General features: G+C 45.1%; 17 protein-coding genes and 1 pseudogene. 1 reads left to right on the top strand and 17 read right to left on the bottom strand.

The features are described from left to right. Positions 1-90 precede the first annotated feature (90 nt). The 16 genes from K5677_RS01925 to K5677_RS01850 form a co-directional block, all read right to left on the bottom strand. The gene (locus K5677_RS01925; RefSeq protein WP_296724038.1) at positions 91-924 is read right to left on the bottom strand and encodes a metallophosphoesterase; all 834 of its coding nucleotides are present in this window, start codon (positions 922-924) and stop codon (positions 91-93) included. After that, a complete protein-coding gene (locus K5677_RS01920) occupies positions 924-1,166 on the bottom strand; it encodes an acyl carrier protein (protein WP_028514828.1) in 243 nt (80 codons plus the stop codon). Before K5677_RS01920 ends, K5677_RS01925 begins: the two co-directional genes overlap by 1 nt. After that, positions 1,163-2,959: an HAD-IIIC family phosphatase gene (locus K5677_RS01915; RefSeq protein ID WP_296724034.1), complete on the bottom strand. Its 1,797-nt coding sequence runs from the start codon at positions 2,957-2,959 to the stop codon at positions 1,163-1,165. Before K5677_RS01915 ends, K5677_RS01920 begins: the two co-directional genes overlap by 4 nt. Before the next feature lie 9 nt (positions 2,960-2,968). Next, positions 2,969-4,399 (bottom strand): DHHW family protein, encoded by a 1,431-nt coding sequence (locus K5677_RS01910; RefSeq protein WP_296724032.1) that lies wholly within the window; start codon positions 4,397-4,399, stop codon positions 2,969-2,971. Between the two features lie 12 nt (positions 4,400-4,411). Beyond that, positions 4,412-5,812, bottom strand: a complete 1,401-nt coding sequence (locus tag K5677_RS01905) for an MBOAT family O-acyltransferase (protein WP_296724031.1) — start codon at positions 5,810-5,812, stop codon at positions 4,412-4,414. A 282-nt stretch (positions 5,813-6,094) separates the two neighbouring features. Beyond that, positions 6,095-7,270, bottom strand: a complete 1,176-nt coding sequence (locus K5677_RS01900; RefSeq protein WP_296724028.1) for a dockerin type I domain-containing protein — start codon at positions 7,268-7,270, stop codon at positions 6,095-6,097. A gap of 167 nt (positions 7,271-7,437) precedes the next feature. Continuing rightward, positions 7,438-8,490: an SPFH domain-containing protein gene (locus tag K5677_RS01895; protein WP_296724023.1), complete on the bottom strand. Its 1,053-nt coding sequence runs from the start codon at positions 8,488-8,490 to the stop codon at positions 7,438-7,440. 41 nt (positions 8,491-8,531) lie between these two features. Continuing rightward, positions 8,532-8,966: an NfeD family protein gene (locus K5677_RS01890; protein ID WP_296724020.1), complete on the bottom strand. Its 435-nt coding sequence runs from the start codon at positions 8,964-8,966 to the stop codon at positions 8,532-8,534. A 124-nt stretch (positions 8,967-9,090) separates the two neighbouring features. Next, positions 9,091-10,212, bottom strand: coding sequence for a glycoside hydrolase family 88 protein (locus tag K5677_RS01885; RefSeq protein WP_296724018.1), 1,122 nt, complete (start codon positions 10,210-10,212; stop codon positions 9,091-9,093). Beyond that, complete coding sequence (locus tag K5677_RS01880) at positions 10,209-11,036, bottom strand: carbohydrate ABC transporter permease (RefSeq protein ID WP_296724016.1); 828 nt, start codon at positions 11,034-11,036, stop codon at positions 10,209-10,211. The genes K5677_RS01885 and K5677_RS01880 overlap by 4 nt, the downstream gene beginning before the upstream one ends. Then, positions 11,033-11,911: a sugar ABC transporter permease gene (locus tag K5677_RS01875; protein WP_296724014.1), complete on the bottom strand. Its 879-nt coding sequence runs from the start codon at positions 11,909-11,911 to the stop codon at positions 11,033-11,035. The genes K5677_RS01880 and K5677_RS01875 overlap by 4 nt, the downstream gene beginning before the upstream one ends. Further along, the gene (locus tag K5677_RS01870) at positions 11,908-13,215 is read right to left on the bottom strand and encodes an ABC transporter substrate-binding protein (protein WP_296724012.1); all 1,308 of its coding nucleotides are present in this window, start codon (positions 13,213-13,215) and stop codon (positions 11,908-11,910) included. Before K5677_RS01870 ends, K5677_RS01875 begins: the two co-directional genes overlap by 4 nt. Before the next feature lie 144 nt (positions 13,216-13,359). After that, positions 13,360-14,133, bottom strand: coding sequence for a SigB/SigF/SigG family RNA polymerase sigma factor (locus K5677_RS01865; protein WP_296724010.1), 774 nt, complete (start codon positions 14,131-14,133; stop codon positions 13,360-13,362). Positions 14,134-14,243: 110 nt separating this feature from the next. Beyond that, complete coding sequence (locus K5677_RS01860; RefSeq protein WP_296724008.1) at positions 14,244-15,086, bottom strand: pyridoxamine kinase; 843 nt, start codon at positions 15,084-15,086, stop codon at positions 14,244-14,246. Positions 15,087-15,200: 114 nt separating this feature from the next. Further along, positions 15,201-16,856 carry a hypothetical protein gene (locus K5677_RS01855; RefSeq protein ID WP_296724006.1) on the bottom strand — a complete coding sequence of 552 codons (1,656 nt, stop codon included), beginning with the start codon at positions 16,854-16,856 and terminating at the stop codon, positions 15,201-15,203. A gap of 12 nt (positions 16,857-16,868) precedes the next feature. Continuing rightward, a complete protein-coding gene (locus K5677_RS01850) occupies positions 16,869-17,423 on the bottom strand; it encodes a sigma-70 family RNA polymerase sigma factor (RefSeq protein WP_296724003.1) in 555 nt (184 codons plus the stop codon). A gap of 223 nt (positions 17,424-17,646) precedes the next feature. Between K5677_RS01850 and K5677_RS01845 the strand changes: the two genes are divergently transcribed. Further along, complete coding sequence (locus K5677_RS01845) at positions 17,647-18,486, top strand: DUF3737 family protein (protein WP_296724002.1); 840 nt, start codon at positions 17,647-17,649, stop codon at positions 18,484-18,486. 192 nt (positions 18,487-18,678) lie between these two features. Here the strand turns inward: K5677_RS01845 and K5677_RS01840 are convergent. After that, positions 18,679-18,809: pseudogene (locus K5677_RS01840) on the bottom strand (acetate kinase); the annotation flags it as partial.

Raw genomic sequence — 18,809 nt, 5'->3', positions numbered from 1 at the left:
TCCGTAAATGAAAACACCAATTCAATTATATCATCATTGAATTGAAATTACAAGTACCTTTTAGCATAAAATTGCTATATATCTGCATTGTTAGTTGTTTATGTCTATAATTGAGAGCTCGGGACGATTGAAAATACGCGGTATGAATATCATACGCATAGGTCTTGCCAGTCCGCGGCTGATTATCTGAGTGGTATCATCATAGTGATACATTCCCGTTGTATGTTTCGGAAAAACACCCTGATCAGGGGCATAAAGTCCTTGTTCGAGTATTCTGGGCAGTCTCCACTGACCACCGTGAGCATGGCCTGAAAGCACAAGGTCAAAGCTCCTGCCATCACTGCCGAAGCAGTCGTCTATCTGCTCGGGCTGATGAAGAAGCAGTATATTGTAATAGTTATCGTCCAGCTCGTCTATACATTCCTCGAGCTGAGTTTTTTTCTTTCCCCACTGTAGAGAGTCAACCACTCCGTATACCCTTATATTCTGCCCTTTTATACTGAATTCCTCTTTATCTCCGAGCAGAACAGGACATATTTTTCTTACCTCATCATAGAATTCCTCGGTATCGTCGCGCATTCCCTCGTGATTTCCGGGAGTATATGCGCAGGGATACTCTGCGCTGAGAGCTGAAATAAGATTCAGGGCATATTCTGTTCCGCCCCACATATCCACGACATCTCCGCCGAACAGGACAATATCCGGCTCAGCACTATGGACAGCGTCTATGAGCTTTGAGTTGCTTGTATCACCGTAAAAGCAGTTGTGAAGGTCAGAAATGAAGACGATACGCAAGCCTTTATCAAGCTTTTTTGCTTCGACAGTGTAATTTACGGGTTTTAATGCAAAGCCCCATGCGCTGAGAGCACATAGGACTGCAAACACAGCGGCGATAATAAGTCTTTTTCTGGCTTTTTTTGACATTATTTACCTCTTTCAGCAATAATAGCTAACATTTCTCCCACGTTCTTCATGCCAGAGACCTCACGCATCTTGAATCGCAGTCCGAACTCGTTCTCAACTGCGGCAATGAGATTGATGTGTTCAAGGCTGTCCCAGTCCTCAATATCGGCAGATGTAGTATTCTCGTTCACCGAAAGTGACGAGTCACCGAAAACATCTCTGAATACCTCATTCAAACGGGGGAGTATTTCATTATTATTCATTCAGGATTCTCCTTATCACGTATTTTTATTACCTTGTTCTTGTTTTCATAGTTTTCTATGTCGAGATGCCATACGGAATCTCCGTTATCCAGCTTTTTGTCAAGAGTGAAGCCGAATGAGCCGTAAAGCTCTGCCACCATGCTGTTTTTGTGAGTTTTGTAATAGAAGCCGTTTATACGGGTGATATTTTTTGCTCTTGCGCGGCGGACAAGCTCGTCCAGCATTGCCAGCTCCATGTCCCTTTTCAGTACACGGCAGCTCATGAGCCATAGCTCTATGTCAAGCTCTCTGTCCCTGCATTTTCCTATAACTACTGAAACTATGCCGTTATCGCCGAATTTATCAAGAAGTCTGCCGCAAATACAGATGTGCTCCATGCTTGTGCTGACCATTTGTATCTCGTCCTCATTATAACGGCGGGTCGTGAGGTTGAACTGGTTGCTCTTGTTGGTGAGCTGAGTTATACGCTGTATATAGACAGGCTCAAAGCCGCATATGACCGCGTGCATATCAAGGCTCAGCAGATAATCCTCATAGCTCTCGAAGCTTCGCTGCTGTGCGGCTCTCTGAGCGTTTGCGGCATACATCTCCGAGCGGTGCATATCATCTTCGGAAACAGCTGTCACCTCGAAAAAGCCGCTTCGTGTCAGTCTGTACATAGCCTCATGAACAGTGCTGAGGTTTATAGTCTGCACCATAGGCAGCTGTGCCTCTATGATAGCACATTCAGCAGGATTATCGTCGATGAAAACGAAGCTGTCAAGTCCGAGACTGAGTTCAGCGGCAGTTTCTGCGATATTACGGTCTTTTGATTCCCAATTAGCTTTAATAGATACAAAATCGGAAGATCGCAGCACTCCGCATGGGTGATCCAGACCAAGAAGGGCGTTTCCCATGTCATTCTTAGAGCAGACTGATAAAAGCACACCGTAGTCCTTGTAGCCCTTGATAAAGCTCTGAAACTCGCTGAAAGCCTGTCCAATGGCGGTTTCCTGACCTATCTCTATGCCCTCCTGACCGTCGTCGCCGATGACGCCGCCCCAGAGAGTGTTATCGAGGTCAAGGTCGATGACCTTGTGATTTTTTCCGTATATGGACTTTATTATGCAGGCAAGGCTGTATGCGAGGTCAGGGATAACATTAGTGCTCATGGCGTACTTGTAAAGATACCATGCCTCAGCGTCGTGCCAGTTTGCCAGACCGCAGACTGCGGAGAGATAATTTATATCGTGGATATAGAGTCCGCGTGTATTTCTGGCGTAGTCCGACAGCATGATGTTCATGCGCTGAATGAATGCAGCATGACCTGAAGTGCTCCAGCCGTCGTAGCTGCCTGTACGTCTGAAAAGCGGCAGCTCAAAGTTATTCTGTATTACAGGGCATGAGAAATGCTGTTTAAGGCTTTCCCAAACCTGTTTAAAGTATGCAAACTGATCGTTGAGCCTATGTTCAACTGTCCCTGCTGATTCAGCCGGGCTTTCAGGGAGCATAGTGAGGTTGCGCGAGGTGGTATGTATGTAGATAACGTCAGGATCAAAGCTGTCAAGCTCGGGATTGCCGAAAACGGCGTCTTCATAGAACTTATTGTATTCTGACAAATAGAATTCGGGCTCGATGCCGAAATTCAGCAGAAAAAGCTCGAGTGCGGATACAATATGATTTGTCGTTGAGCCCCCCAGCACAGCGATCCTCTTTTTTATGCGGACACAGCCGTCAGAAAGCAGCTGCTTGCGAATGGCGAGCCGTCTGCGGATTATATCCTTGCCGTCGAATGGAAAGTTGAGTTCTCTCATAATATCACCTTATTTTGTCAGATTGTTGTAAATACAGTTTCTGTTGCCGCCAACTGCGGAGAACGAACACATGGCAAAAAGGAGATCGGTAGCGCCGACTCTGTTGATGAAATCAACAGCATTAAGGTCAAAATAACGTATATCGCAGAGATATATGTTTTCAAATGAGCTTGTCAGCATCGGAAGCAGGGCGTTCCCGTAGCTGTCCTTGAAGATGACAAGAGTTCTTCCGTTTTTGCATTCTGTGTTTACGTGAACTATCCTCTCGTCCGAACCGAAGACCATATAATAGCCTGAATTTGCCATATATGACGGATCAAGAAGAAGCTCAGCAGCGACAGGGGTTTCAAAGCGTGTGTTGTACTGTGTTACTGTTACGGGTATTTTGGGTTTGTAATAAACGAAGTCCTCGGGATTATTTGTGAGTGTGGCACTCTGTGTGTACATATAAAGGGTACCCACATAGCCGGGCAGGGTAACTGTCTCATACTCCGAAAGGTCGGGATAGGGGACGCCTGCGGTCAGTGCAAACTGCTCTGCGGCATAATAAGCGCCGAGAGGCTGCCAGTGGTGGTCTGTTCGTGAGTATATAGCCTCGTCCTTGTGAGCATTCAAAATGCTGTAGGCGTCGACAGGCATAACATTATGGAGAGCGGCGTTCAGCCTGTCAATGTCCTCTTTCTCGCTGTAGGCAAGGTTCTGATACTTTTCGGGAAGATAGAAGGAACTGGAGGTCGGCAGCACCATTGAGTAAACATTAACATCGGGCAGCTTTTCCTTGTAAAGGCTGACATATGAGGCATATTCCTGTTCCGTGCCCCATGCGCCGCCGTAAAGAGTAACTCCGCGCTTGTTGACGATGAGTATATTGTTGGTGAGCTCGCCGTCAGCAGGAGCCTCCTCTGTGGGAGCTGCCTCGGGAACAGCGGTCGTGACCGAAGTAGACACGGAAGCTGCTGTAGTTACAGGAGCAGCAGTGGTGACGGGGGATCTTTTCTCAAAGCCGCTGCCGAAAAGCTCGGCTTCTTCACCGTCATCACCGTATTTCCTGCCTTTTAGCTGTATAATGTAGTCGGATATGAATTCCTTTATATGAGCTCTGTCGTGTACGGTATCGTCGAAGTAATCCGCAATTCCTTCAGTAAACTCGCCGCTTGCGTAGCTTTTGGCGGAAAATTTCGGGAATTTTGTGAGATAGCGGTTCTCGTCATCTGCTTTTGTCTCGTGGGGCAGAAGTACCACATATACGAAGCCGCCTGCGAAAATAGCGCTTATTGTAATTATATTAGCAAGTGAAATTAGGCTCAGGGCCTTTTTTCGCTGTTGTTTTTTGAGCTTTTTTGCCTTTATAGGCACATCTATGGTGGATTTTGCACGGTCTGAAGCCTCTATGGATATAGCAGGCAAAGAACGGCTGTCTTTATTGCTTTTATTGGTCATGTGAGCGCCTCATCAGAATCGGAAATAAAGGAACGGATTGGTCGTAGAAGCTACAAGCATAATGCTTGTAACTATGAGCAGAAGTGCGGCTGCAACGGCGGCGGCTGAGGAAACTGCGGCTTTTGTGACAAAATGCTTGTCCGCAGTCTGCTTCACCAGTTTGATAACAGGGAAGCAGCATATAACAGCAGCGGTCAGCAGGTACATATTGTTGACAACAGATATTTTGTCCTGCATTGCAAGGAAGCCGTTTTCTCCAAAGCCAAATGCGGTTTTAAAAAATGTGCCGAGTCTGCCCAGCTTCTCGAAATAGAATATGCCGAAGCCGATGATGATAACAAGCTTGCTGTAGATATGCCGCAGAACAACAGGTATCTTTTTCATGCGCTTCTTGCCGATGAGCATTTCGATGAATACGAAAATACCGTAGTAAAGACCCCATATGATGAAATTCCAGCTTGCGCCGTGCCATATACCCGTGCATAGCCATACGAGGAAGAGACCGCCGTATTTTCTGCGTTTGCCGAATATTGGGATATATAGCACATAGTCACGGAAAAATGTGCTGAGTGAGATATGCCAGCGCTGCCAGAATTCGGTGATGTCTCTGCAAATGAATGGGTGGTCGAAGTTTTCGTCAAAGTGGAAGCCGAAAATACGTCCGAGACCTATGGCAATATCGGAATAGCCCGAGAAATCAAAGTATATCTGCAAGCCGTAGGCAGCAGCGCCGTACCATGCTCCGAACATGGTGGAGCTTCCGATATTTCCGAGGAAGCTGTCTGCGATGATGCTGAGCTGATTTGCAAGAAGCACCTTTTTGCCGAGACCGAGAGCGACGCGGTTGAGTCCGTAGGAAACATCGCTGAGCTCCGTTTTGCGGTCATTAATTTCTTTTTCAATGGTACTGTAGCGAACAATAGGTCCTGCAACGAGCTGTGGGAACAGAGTAAGGAAAAGCAGGTAATTTCCGAAGCTTTTTTGCGGTTTTACCTTTTCCCAGTGACAGTCTATGATATAGGAGATAGTCTGGAAGGTATAAAAGCTGATGCCGATAGGGAGCCTTATATCGGGGACAGGTATCGAGCATGAAAAAAGGGCGTTGATGTTTTCCGCAATGAAGCCGCTGTATTTGAATACGCCCAGCATAAGCAGGTCATACGCTACAGCAATAACAGCTGCGGCGGTATCACCTTTTTGCCCTTGATATTTTCCGATGAACAGTCCTGCGGCATAGTTCACCGCGGCAGTTGTCAGCATAAGAAAAATATAGACGGGTTCGCCCCAAGCGTAAAAAATAAGCGAGAAAACTATCAACACCAGATTTTTTGCTTTCGTCCCTCTTGCCAGTGCATAGCACAAAAGGCATACGGGAAGGAAAATATATATAAAGAAAAGTCTCGAAAAAACCATTGTTCTACCGCCTTGCAGGAATGTATTATATATCTGTAGTTTTACCGCTTAAAATCCGACGGAGAAAATAAAATAAAAAGCATAGTTTATGAAATCTTTATAAAAAATATTATACTACAAAATAGTATTAAATGCAAGTCCAAAAGACAGCGATTTTGTATTTTCGGAAGTATTTCGCAAAAATCGTATCAAAGCATAAAATATCAGTATAAATCAAAGCCTTTTTCTACATAAAAAATCCCCCTTCCGTTATGGAAAGGGGACTTGATAGCGTAAATAATATTAACTATAATACATGCTGACATCATCCCAGTCAGTTATCCAGTATCCATCAACATATGAAGTACTTTTGGCTATTGCTAAATTAATGCCATTTTCGCTCCATTTTATCATAACTTGCGTGCCAAAATTATATGCAGTAATATTGCCTTGTTTTGTCACAGTGTATTCCTGGGCAAACAGATCTTTTTCCGCATATCCGTCATAATACTCGCCAAGATAGACGTATGAACCGTCATTTTGGATCTCATAAAAATGATAATGGCAGGTATCATCCATAAAATGCATTTCATCAACTGTAATGTACAGCTTGTGCTTACCATCGGGAGAGTCAAATTGATGAGCATAGTAATCAGGAGAGAATAAATCAAAATCAAACAAGAAGGTGAACCCGTTTGAGTTTTCTTTTACAGCTTTTGGAATAGTTGCCTGAAAAAGCAGGATACTCTTCTTTTTCGGGTATAACATAGGATGGGAATTGTAGCGATGAGAGGTAAGAAGATAATATATACCGGATTTTTTTATGACATCGGGATCAGTACCAAAATAGCTGCATAGACTTTCCAGCTCTGAATCATCGAAGTAAGTTCCGTCAGCAAAATTGCCGACAGGCGGAATAAAGTGAATTCCTTCGCCGTATTCCTGCTCGTAAGTGCTGAGGATAACATCGCTTTTTCTGAAAAACTCATCATTAAATAGTTCAAGGTATTTTTGTATCTCATCATCATCGGTACCGATGTCTGCAAGGTAAGCCGTGAGTTCTTCTGGCGTGCTGATAAAAGATGATTTTGTTGTAGACTTGTCTGCCGTGGTAAGGATATCTACACTGCTAACCTGCTTGAAAGCATTTTCCGGATCAATCAATGCTTTTCTCATTTCGACCAGATCGAAAATGTCGGCTCTTCCGTCTAAATTAACATCCAGATAATTGAGCTTATCTTCGTAAACAAGCGAATCAAAGTATTCTTCAGAACTGCGGAGAAACTGCATCAGAGTGACCAGATCACCGATATTGAATTCCTTATCGTTATTTACATCGGCTAAATATCGTGTACTGGTGCAGTGGAATACAGTATCATCCGAGGTATCGGGATATACCTTTTCTTCGGCAGACACGCCGAAAGAGGAGACGAAGATTAATGTCAGTAATGAAATGATTACAGAAAGGACTTTTTTCATATTGATTTCCCCTTTATATATGGCAGAAGGCGGATAAACTTTTCCTTATACCATTATATAATTAAGCAACATATGAAATCTATGTTATTATATTGATTTTCAGTTAAAGCTTTTTTAATTAATAAAAAATACTCCCCGATAATTCGGGGAGTATAAGTGGTATCTCATCAGTTTATGCTATAATCCTGATATCCTGTGTTGCTGCTGTAATTGCTGTTTGCAGCAGGAGCGGAAGTAGCAGCAGGTGCAGCTGGAGCCTTATCGTTTTCTACGATAGCCTTAAGGCCTGTTGCAAGACCTGCAAGTCCCTGTATCTCGCTTGGGATAATGATCTTTGTAGCCTTGCCGTCAGCAGCCTTAGCAAAGGACTCCAGCGACTTGAGCTGGATAACTCTTTCATTCGGGTTAGCGTTATTGAGCTTTACGATACTTTCAGCGAGGGCTTGCTGTACCATTTCGATAGCTTTTGCTTCACCGGTAGCCTCCAGTATCTTCTGCTCTCTTACAGCGTCAGCTCTGAGGACCATTGCCTGCTTCTGAGCCTCAGCCTCAAGTATCTGAGCTTCCTTCTTAGCCTGTGCGCGGAGTATCTGTGACTCCTTTTCACCTTCTGCGACCAGTATCTGTGACTTCTTGTCACCCTCTGCCTGAAGTATCTTTTCACGGCGCTCACGCTCAGCCTTCATCTGCTTCTCCATAGCGTCCTGTATCTCACGAGGAGGAAGAATATTCTTGAGCTCAACGCGGTTTACCTTGATACCCCAGCGGTCAGTAGCCTGATCGAGGATAGATGTGATCTTTGTATTGATAACATCTCTTGATGTGAGTGTAGCGTCAAGCTCCATCTCACCGATGATGTTACGAAGAGTTGTAGCTGAAAGGTTCTCGATAGCAGCTAAAGGTCTTTCAACGCCGTAGATGTACTGCTTAGCATCTGTAACCTGATAGAATACGACAGTATCTATCTGCATTGTAACGTTATCCTTTGTGATAACGGGCTGCGGCTTGAAGTCTACTACCTTTTCTTTAAGTGATACCTTTCCTGCGATCCTGTCGATGAAAGGAACGAGGATATGAAGTCCTGTTTCCCATTCAGCGTGGAAAGAACCGAGTCGCTCAATTACAAATACATGAGCCTGAGGAACTATCCTGAAGCATCTGATGAAAAGGAAAAGAAGAACGATGATAACGATTAAAACAATGATTCCAAGTGTGTCCATTTTGATCTACCTCCGATAAAATTGTGAAATAAATGTTGGATTCAGTTTTCAGGTGCAACCATAAGCTTGGCGCCCATTACTTTTTTGACGATAACGATAGTACCATCGGGTATTATTTCGTTCTCGTTTTCGGGAACAGCACTCCAGTTTACCCCGTTTAAAGTGACTCGCCCCGTACCCTTGTCTGCGTCGATGACCTCGATGACAGTGGCGTGTTTGCCAACGTCAAGCTCGGCATTGGTCGCTATCCTGACCTGCTGCTTTCGCCGCTTTATGAACGGCAGGCTTATAAGCAGGAACAGAACAGACGAGACTATGAACAAGCCCAACTGCTCCAGAGTTGACAGGTTCCACAGATAGCAGGCTATCATCGTTATAAAAGAGCCTGCGGCGAACCAGATCGAAACCAGCTGAACCGTACATATCTCAGCTATAACGAAAGCGATAACAGCTATTGCCCAGAACAGTACATTCAAAACGAGCTCCCCCTTTCACATAATATTTGTAGTAATCCCTACAGCAAATATTATAACATGAAAGTATGAACTTTTCAAGTACAAACCGCGGCATTTCGACAATATTTTTATCCTTAAAGTATATTCATGAAAACTTTTTGGTCTCTGTATACGCCATGATATATGGAGCGATGCCTTTTGCGTCGTTTTCGACGATCTTTTCACTGAGATAGTATTCCGCAGAGCCGTCGCGGTTATTCTCTCCGCCGAGGCCTCCCATAAGGCAGATATTTTTTAGTACGGGTATATCGCCGCTGTTGTCAATGAAATTTTCAGTTACAGTATCGAATGTGCGCTTGCCTGCCGAGCGTATATCATCACCGCATATGCCGAGACGTGCAGCTTTAAGTGCAGAGTATGCAAAGAGCAGTGAACCGCTGGTCTCGGGATAATTCCCCTCAAGCTCGGGACGTGCAGGGAGCTGAAGCAGCATACCGTCCTTCATGCAGTATTTTGAGAGAGCAGTAAGTATCTCAGCCAGCTCTTTTTTGATAAGCTCGGCATCTGGAAGCATTTCACAGCAGTCCGCAAGAGCTGCGCATATCCAGCCGTTTGATCTCAGCCAGAATTCATGGGAAAGGCCTGTTATCTTATCTGCCCAGCACATAGTGTTGGTATCGTCGTAGCCGTGGTAGAACAGCCCTGTATCAGGATCGCGGAGTATCCTTCGCATATCCCAGAGCTGGCGGATAGCATCATCGATTATACCCCTTGACTTATGGAGCAGACCATATTCTATCAGAAACGGCAGAGCCATGTATGAGCCGTCCAGCCATATCTGATCTGGGTAAATGCCCTTGTGCCAGAAGCTTCCGCAGTCAAGGCGCGGCTGACGTAAAAGCTGTTCAGTCCAGAAGCGTTCAAATCCGAGTCTGTAACGTTCTTCGTCTGTTAATCGCCAGAGCTTGAACAGATTTTTTGCACCGTTGATATTGTCAAGGTTATAGTCGGCGTAATTGAGAGTAGGGATATTGCCGTCCTTAGTAACATAGGCGTCCATGAATCTCATGGCATATTCGAGAAGGTCTTCGTCCTTTGTAATATCATACATCATCAGAACGGCGGTTATCATGCAATTGTCGATATAATTCCATTTCGGAGCTTTTTCCAGAAGCTCGTTCTCCTTGTTCCATATGGGAGAAAGAGGCTCTGATGGGATTATTAAGTTGTCGATATATTTTGAAACGATGCTTTCAGATTTAGTCATCCTGTAAGACCTCCTGCGGTGATACCGCTGACAAATTTTTTCTGAGCAAGTGCGAACACTGCTATAGAGGGAATGAGACCAATGACTGACATGGCAATGACCTTGCGCTGTTCATAGCCCTGTCCTGTGCTGTCCACGGACAGCCTCAGAGCAAGAGAAAGAGGGTATTTCTCCACTGACTGTATCATTATCAGCGGCTCAAGGAAGTCATTCATGGTCCATAAAAAAGTAAATACCGCTATGGAGATCACGGCTGGTTTTATGCACGGCAGGATCACGAAAAACAGCGTTTTCAATGTGCCGCAGCCGTCTATCCTTGCCGCTTCATCGAATTCCTTAGGTACTCCCTTTAGGAACTGTACAAGTATGAACACGAACATTCCCTCCTCGGCAAAGAGGGCAGGGAGTGTAAGCGGTATATATGTATCCAGAAGCCCCAGTCTGCTCCACATGAGATACCGCGGCATGATGGTAACGATAGAGGGCATCAGCATACCGCAGATGAGCAGAGCAAAGAAGAACTTCTTCAGTGGAAAATCAAATCTTGCAAAGCCGTAAGCAACTATCACAGAGGAAGTGACGGCAAAAACGGTCTTTGGGATAATAATCGCAAAGGAATTGAGGAAATAGTGTCCCATATTGTACGGAGTGACAGTCATCCATGCGTTTTTGTAGGAGTCGGTATCGAAGCTTTTGGGCATGAACCATATAGATGAAAATATTTCCTCATTGGTCTTGAATGAAGCTCCTATTAGCCAAAGCAGGGGATAGAGCATAACAGCTCCTACAGCTGTCAGCAGCAGAAAGAGAAACAGCTTTTTCACAGCACGTCCCTCCTCGCTTTTTCTGTCAGCTTATAAATAAGAGCCACAACAGCAGCGATGATCACGAAAAGCACCCATGATACCGCATTTGCCATACCTTCGCTGCCATATGTGAACATCTCTTCATAAATGAGCATACCGATAGTTCTTGTTTTTCCCATAGGAGCTCCGCCTGTCAGCATATACGGAGCGCTGAACTCCTGCATAGCCGCAATGGTCTGCAAGATCAGATTGACAAAGATAACATTCTTTATCTGAGGCAGAGTCACGGCGAAAAATGCTCTGAAGCCTCCGCAGCCGTCTACTTTTGCTGCTTCATACAGCTCACGTGGAATATCACGGAGAGCCGCAAGAAATATCACCATAGTCGAGCCGAATTCCCATAGTCTCAGCAGAACTATCATGAATATGGCTGCGTTTGGTTCTCCGTACCAGCTTACAGGTGTGAGCCCCACAGCTTCAAGAAGCTGATTTACAAGTCCGTCCGCTGTAAAAAGGTATTGCCACATGATTATGACAGCAAGATTGGCTCCAAGTATAGACGGTATGTAGAATATGGTGCGGAATATGCCTATGTACTTTAGCTCTGTATTGAGAAGCAATGCCACAAGCAGGGACACTATGAGCTTCAGCGGAACAAGTATAATTGAGTATTTCAGCGTAACACCTGCCGCCTGTCCGAAGTCTTTGCCGCTGAGCATTTCACGGAAATTATCAAAGCCCGCAAAGCTGCCTCTGTCGGTAAGTCCTATGATAAATGAGCATACAAAGGGATATGCGATGAACAGCAAAGCGCCTGTTATAAATGGCGATATAAGCAGCAGACCTGTGTATTTGCTGACACCGACGGGGTTTCGGTATTTTCGGGTATTCATTTTCTTATTTTCTCCAGATGATCGGTAATAGAGTCGTACATCTGACGGGCAGCAGTATCCGTGTCGGCAGTGCCGTAGGATACTGATTCTATGGCGGTATTGTAGAATTCCTTCATTCGCGGAAGCTCCATATACGGACTTATGGTGACTGTATCGGCATTATGCAGCATATCATCACACTCCTTTGCAAGTCCTGACAGTCTGCCGCTCTTTTCAAGAGCAGAAGCAGCTTTGTCTGAAGCAGGTATGCCGCGTGTAGTACCGAGAAGCTCTGCACATTCCTCATCATTCACGAGAAAGTCAATAAATGCCGCAGCCTCGTCGGGATATTTTGTATCGCCTGAGACAGCATAAAGCAGAGTAGGCTTTATCAGCCAGCCGCTGTTATTGCCGCTGTCGTCAGCAAGAAGGGGACCTGCTTCTAAAACGCCGTCAGGCAGAACGGATTCGTATTTGCCCACAGCGCTTCCCCATTCGAGAACACCTGCAACTCTGCCGTCAATGAACTCTGATGACTGGTAAAGAGCGGCATTTCCGTCCTCATCAGTTCTTGTCCTGACGTTTCTTATTACGTGGTCCTCTTCAAGACTTTTGTAAAATTCAAGTGCTTCACTGATGTCATCGACGGTAAAGCCGAGCCTTCCGTCGTCGGAGATGAACTCCCTGCCTGTTTTCTGCTGAATATAAACAACTGCAAGATACCATGCAGTTCCCCCGGACTGAATATCCAGATCAAGGGGATACATATCTTCCATTCCAAAGCTTTTTCCTAAAGCAGCCAGCTCCGTCCACGTTTTCGGGTATTCTGCCCCCAGTGATGAGAACACCTCGGAATTATAGAACAGACTTCTGCCGCTGACTGATACAGTGAGGGCACTGAGTCTGCCGTCCATACGTCCGAAGGACAGTATCTCATCGTCATATCCCGAAAGATCGAGGAAATCAGTGAGACTGTCAAGATCATAGAATCTGCTGCCGTCCTCTGACATGGAGATGAGCCAGTCATAGTTTATCTGCATGATGTCGGGCTCTGTACCGCTTCGCATCTGAGCCGAGACCTTTTCCGTCCACCCGTCCCAGCCTCCGTATTCAGGGGTTATGGATATATCGGGGTGTTTCTTGTTCCAGAGCTCGACAGCGTCCAGAGTTGCTTTGTGTCTGTCATCGCCGCCCCACCATGAAAAGCGCAGGGTACACTTATCCAGCTTGCCGTCTGGAGCGGTGACAGAGTTATTTTTTCTGCTTGAACAGGCGGAGAGCATAAGTGCGCAGCATAAAGCTGCGGCTTTGAAAAGTTTTTTCATACTCTCAGACCTCAAACTCAAATATAATGACTTTTGTAATCTTCTCTATAAAACTGATATATTTAATTATACACTATTATCTCATCGAAATCAATAGAAAAATGTAAGAATATAACAAAAAGCTCTCCCGCAGGAGAGCATGGTTCACACACTGTTTTTTATGCGTTCGATAGCAGTCTTTTCAAGCCGCGAGACCTGAGCCTGAGATATGCCGATCTCGCCTGCGACCTCAACCTGAGTTTTTCCGCAGAAAAACCGAAGATAAAGGATATTCCGCTCGCGTTCTCCGAGATCGCGGATAGCATCACGTATAGTGAGTTCGTCCATTCGGCTTTCGACGTCGTTCATGTCGCTTATCTGATCCATGATGTAGAGGGTGTCCTCTGAATCAGAGTAAACCGGCTCATATAGAGATACGGGATCACTTATGCTTTCAAGAGCTATGACCACATCGGCTCGCTTTTCGCCTATATCCTCGGCTATTTCCTCTATTCTGGGTTCTCGCTGGAGCTTTATTGTCAGCCGTTCTTTTGCCTGTATCGCCTTGTAGGCAAGATCGCGGAGAGAGCGGCTCACCTTTACGTGGCTGCTGTCGCGGAGATAACGGCGGAGCTCACCGCTTATCATGGGTACGCAGTATGTTGAGAAGCGCACCTCCTTTGACAGGTCAAAGTTGTTGATAGCCTTGATAAGACCTATAACGCCTATCTGGAACAGATCGTCTATATCTTCGCCTCTCCCTGTAAACCGCTGTATCACGCTTAGAACGAGCCTGAGATTACCGTTTATGAGCTTGTCTCTTGCAGCCTTGCTGCCGGTAGCTCTTATTTCCTTTAGCAGGGCTATTTTTTCCTCCTCCCTGAGCACTGTCAGCTCAGAGGTATTTATTCCTGCGATAACGACTTTATTATATGCCATGAGCCATATCCTCCGTAAAAGATTACGAGGATATTATTGCCGATTCTGTATGCAGTAATCACAGGGAATAACTGGAATAACAGAAAAGAGCAGCCGAAGCTGCTCTGATATCACTTTTTATTTACGTATTCTATGAGCTTTCCGAGGCACAGCTCGAAGCAGCTTCCATACCATGTTTCCTGCATATTCGGAACAGTTGCTTCGATGCAGTCGAGAGTGAATCTTACCGCAATATCAAGGCATTGCTGAATATCCATACCGAGAGCGCAGGCGCCCGAGAATACGCTGCTGAAAATATCTCCCGTACCGTGAAAGCGCATATTAACGTTCTTGTCGAAGGAGAAGTAGAACTTGTCGTTCACCGAGTCATATGCGGCAGCGCCCTGTTTCTCGTCATCGAAATGTACTCCCGTAATAACGGGCACTTTGCAGCCGAGAGCGGAAAGTCTGCGGAGAACGTCCTTTACATAGGCTTCGTCATAGCTTTCAGTGTAGGGGATACCGAGGAGAAAAGACACCTCAGTCATATTTGGCATAATGAAATCAGCTTTTGCGCAGAGCTTTTTCATTTCTGTTACGAACTCCTGAGAAAAGCCTGCATAGAGCTTTCCTGCGTCGCCGAGAACGGGATCAACGATTATATAGTTATCCTCTGTGCTGAAATCGTCAAAGAAGTCCGAGACAATCTGGACCTGTTCCATAGAGCCGAGATAGCCCGTATACAGTGCGTCAAACTTTAAGTCCATGCTTTTCCAGTGCCTTGCTATAGCAGGTATATCGCTTGTAAGGTCACGGAATGTATAGTCCTTGAAGCCCTCGCCTGTGTGAGTTGACAGCACAGCCGTGGGGATTACCGCAGTTTCGATACCCATAGCCGATATTATAGGCAGTGCAACGGTCAGGGAGCATTTGCCGAAGCAGGAGATGTCCTGTATAGAAACGATCTTTTTCATATTCATCATTCTTTCGATATATATTATCAATTCTTGATTATACCCCAAATAAGAGCCTTTGTCAATACGATAAAAGAAAAAGCTGCCGTAAAAACAGCAGCTTTTATGCTAATATCATTGATTATCCAAGAACCAAGTTCCTGTTTTGGTGTCTTCCAGTTCGCCGTCGATAGAGTTGATAAATGTTCCTCTGTATTCAAATTCATCAAGTGAATTAATGAGGTGCGATTTGTATATGAAGTTCTGATCGTGAAGTGAAGCATCTAACAGCGGTCTGCCATTGCCTAACAACAATGTAAGATAAACCTCATTCACTTTTGATACCTTGTATTTATCGCCGTCTGTTACACGATACTTGACAATGTGACTGCCATTCAGTCTGAAACTGCTGTCGGTAAAATCCGCAAAGTCCGAAGGATCAAGATTTTCGCCCTTTTCCTGATGAATGCGTATAACGTCGTCAATGCTTATTTTACCGGCTATGGGAGCTATTATAACAGCGTCTTTGTATGCCCAGTCGTTTATGTTTTTGAGTACTTCATCATAAGGTGTTGTGAGAATATCCATACGGTAGTGACCAATATTGTCTCCAATGCCGCATATGACGCCGCTTCCGCCGTTATTGGCAGATACTTTCAGATACCAGTCCTCACGGTCAGAGATCCTGAACTTCATATGTGAAGTGTCATAATAATCAGGAGAAGAACAGTATTTTTTGAAGTCACTGAACTGTATATCATTGCTGTTCTTTGCAAGCTTCAATACCTCATCAATAGTAATTTCACCTGCGTATTCGGGTTTATTTGTAACAGGGGGAGTAGTTACGCGCGGCTCGGTATACAGAACCTCTGTTACCTTTCTGCTGACTCTATCCATAAGCTGGACACCTTTTCCATCGGGACTTAGCAAAACATAATTGTCACTGTTCCCGTTCACCCAGTATTCTATGAGGGTAAAACCGCTTCCGCCTTCAACATCGGGATAGGGCTGGATATTCTGTATCTTTTTGTATATTTCGTCTGTGCTGGAGCTCTCAGTGATTATCTGTTTTATCTGAGCGAGAGTAACACGGGGCGAATCTGCGCTTATTTTGCCATTCAGGATAGCTCTTTCACGTACAAGGGTAGAAGGTGCATTCTTGCGCTCCCATTCCTCTATTTCAGCTAAAGTCATGTGCTTTTCGCCGGATTTAGCTGTGGTAACTGTATTTGCAGCGGTAGTTTTCGAGGGGGCTTTTGTGGTCTTAGCTGTAGACTTAGGAGCGTCTGCGGTGGTATTGGTCGTATTTATAAAAGCACCCACAGCAGGTACAGTAGACTTCCACAGCTCGTTTTTAGCAGTGACAGTAGTTACTGCAGTTTCAGCGGCTTTTGTGTTTGCTGCGGATACAGTCACAGCCTTTGTCTCAGTTGTATCAACTATTCTGTACTCGTCGCCTGTTGCGCTTACAGTAGTTCCCGTAGCGGCTATTACAGGCTCAGTATCTACAGGCTTTGGAGAAGGAGCCTTGATTTTCCGTGCCAGACCAACAGCTCCCAGAACTACAAATATACTTGCTGCGGCAATGAACGCCCCTGCAAATCTCGGAGTTCTGCGGACAGTCTCGGCAGTGAACATTTCTATATGCTCAGCGTCATTGTCCATTCGGGTGAGGCATTTATTGAAAATGCGGCTTGCGGTCTCTGAGTCGGCGGCGCTGCCGCGGTCTGCAATGCGCTCAACGGTGTTTTTATCGGCGCTGTGCATTATATCCCTTAATTTCCTTTTCATATTTATCCTCCTTTACAGCGTTATGTCCAAGTCGGTGAGAGCTCCTTTAAGCTTTTTCAGTGCTCTTTTCAGACGGCTTCTCACGGTTATGGGATTCATGCCGAGGATACGCGCAGTCTCGGCGGAGCTTCGGTCATAGAAGTACTTCTGTATTATTATGGTGGAATCGGGCTCTCCAAGCGCCTCTATCCTTTGCAGGAGCAAAGCGGATATGTGGGAGCTTTCGGCGGCAGCTTCGATATTTTCATCGGAGCGCAGCGTCAGGTATTCGTCCTCCTCAATGGATACGCTCCTGTGAGAGCTGAGAGAGCGCTTCACGTCGATGGCGCGCCGTTTAGCCGAGGTGCCGAGGTAGGCTTTAAGAGAACCCTCGTTGTCGGTATCGTAATTCATCATTACGTCACTGAGTACGTCTGCGGTGCATTCCTCAATATCGTTTTTGCTGCCGATGCCGCGGAGAATACTGAAAACTATGGTATAAACATAGCTCCAGTACTCATTGAAAAGTGCCTTGAAGCCATCATTTGATGAGGATTTTATCAGCATCTTTATATCTTTGTCGGTCATAGTCCCACCCCCCTTTTCCTTCAAGCATTTCGTATACGTTCTGCTTTCATTATACACATACGGAGCAGATAAGTAAAGTGTTGCATAAATTAAAAATGTTTTTTCGGCGAATAATGCAAATAGCAATTCTTTAGTGAAAAACAGTTGCAATTTACAAAAATATGTGTTATACTATAAAAAAATACCGCAACTTTTAACGTATTTTTTATGAGGAGTGAGATCAATGAAAGAAATACTTAACGAGCATTTTTCGGGGGAAAGAGCTCTGTTTCAGCGCAATGGTCTGAGGATCAGAGGCACTGTTTTCGGCGAGGGAGAATCTCCGCTGAAGCACAATGCCTATATTGAGCTTTCTGACTGTACTATTGACGCAAAGTACCCTGTGTGGTACAGCGAAAAGGTCAAGCTGAACAACTGCACTATCCGCGAGACAGCAAAGCAGGGCATCTGGTATTCGACAGAGGTAAATATTTACGACACCAATATTGAGTCAGCTCAGTGCTTCCGTCATACAAACGGCATAAGCCTGAAAAACGTAACATTCACCAATGGCGGCGAAACATTGTGGAAGTGTGCGAATATACGCATGGACGGCGTAAAGGTAAACGGTGATTATTTTGCTATGGACTGCGACGGAATGGAGATATGCGGACTTGAGCTCAACGGCAGCAACGCCTTTGACGGTATCAGGAATGCAACTATACGCAGGTCTGTCATCAACGGAAGCGACTGCTTCTGGAACTGTCAGAATGTAACCATACATGATTCGGTTATCAAGGGAAAGTGTTTTGGCTGGAATTCACGCAATATCATGCTGGTGAACTGCACTGTTGAAAGCCTGCAGGGAATGTGCTTCATGGAAAATCTTGTGCTTAAAAACTGCAAACTGCCAAATACTACACTTGCCTTTGAGTATTCTGATAATATCAGCGTTGACATAAGAGGCGGCATAGACAGCGTAAAGAATCCTTCGGGCGGACTTATCGTTGCTGAATCTATCGGTGAGCTGATCATGGAAAATGAAAACGTAGACGTCACAAGAACAAAGATAGTCTGCGGCTAAAGCTATAGTTAAGAGTTGAGAGTGGAGAGTTGTGAGTTAAGTATGCTTGATTGGCTCACACTTTTCAAATTGTATCGCCGCAGGCGATATCGAAACTTTCAACTCTAAACTCTCGACTGACAACTAAAAAACCTCGGTGCGATAAGTGCATCGAGGTTTTTATGTTGCTTTATATTGTTTTTTGTGATATAATTACTTAGAAATGAGAGCGAGTGTATCTCTTGCGATAAGGAGCTCCTCGTTTGTAGGAACGATCCATACCTCGATCTTTGAATCAGGTGTGGAGATCTTTGTGAGCTTGCCTCTGATAGTGCGGTTGAGAG

It is taken from the genome of Ruminococcus sp. (assembly GCF_024684275.1).
This window is presented reverse-complemented; position numbering and strand designations above follow the sequence as displayed.

What these genes read in the sequence shown, in the direction of transcription:
- K5677_RS01910 (WP_296724032.1), bottom strand. Translation starts at nt 4,399, where the DNA reads ATGACCAATAAAAGCAATAAAGACAGCCGTTCTTTGCCTGCTATATCC.
- K5677_RS01860 (WP_296724008.1), bottom strand. Translation starts at nt 15,086, where the DNA reads ATGAAAAAGATCGTTTCTATACAGGACATCTCCTGCTTCGGCAAATGC.
- K5677_RS01865 (WP_296724010.1), bottom strand. Translation starts at nt 14,133, where the DNA reads ATGGCATATAATAAAGTCGTTATCGCAGGAATAAATACCTCTGAGCTG.
- K5677_RS01900 (WP_296724028.1), bottom strand. Translation starts at nt 7,270, where the DNA reads ATGAAAAAAGTCCTTTCTGTAATCATTTCATTACTGACATTAATCTTC.
- K5677_RS01895 (WP_296724023.1), bottom strand. Translation starts at nt 8,490, where the DNA reads ATGGACACACTTGGAATCATTGTTTTAATCGTTATCATCGTTCTTCTT.
- K5677_RS01920 (WP_028514828.1), bottom strand. Translation starts at nt 1,166, where the DNA reads ATGAATAATAATGAAATACTCCCCCGTTTGAATGAGGTATTCAGAGAT.
- K5677_RS01925 (WP_296724038.1), bottom strand. Translation starts at nt 924, where the DNA reads ATGTCAAAAAAAGCCAGAAAAAGACTTATTATCGCCGCTGTGTTTGCA.
- K5677_RS01875 (WP_296724014.1), bottom strand. Translation starts at nt 11,911, where the DNA reads ATGAATACCCGAAAATACCGAAACCCCGTCGGTGTCAGCAAATACACA.
- K5677_RS01850 (WP_296724003.1), bottom strand. Translation starts at nt 17,423, where the DNA reads ATGACCGACAAAGATATAAAGATGCTGATAAAATCCTCATCAAATGAT.
- K5677_RS01915 (WP_296724034.1), bottom strand. Translation starts at nt 2,959, where the DNA reads ATGAGAGAACTCAACTTTCCATTCGACGGCAAGGATATAATCCGCAGA.
- K5677_RS01855 (WP_296724006.1), bottom strand. Translation starts at nt 16,856, where the DNA reads ATGAAAAGGAAATTAAGGGATATAATGCACAGCGCCGATAAAAACACC.
- K5677_RS01905 (WP_296724031.1), bottom strand. Translation starts at nt 5,812, where the DNA reads ATGGTTTTTTCGAGACTTTTCTTTATATATATTTTCCTTCCCGTATGC.
- K5677_RS01885 (WP_296724018.1), bottom strand. Translation starts at nt 10,212, where the DNA reads ATGACTAAATCTGAAAGCATCGTTTCAAAATATATCGACAACTTAATA.
- K5677_RS01870 (WP_296724012.1), bottom strand. Translation starts at nt 13,215, where the DNA reads ATGAAAAAACTTTTCAAAGCCGCAGCTTTATGCTGCGCACTTATGCTC.
- K5677_RS01845 (WP_296724002.1), top strand. Translation starts at nt 17,647, where the DNA reads ATGAAAGAAATACTTAACGAGCATTTTTCGGGGGAAAGAGCTCTGTTT.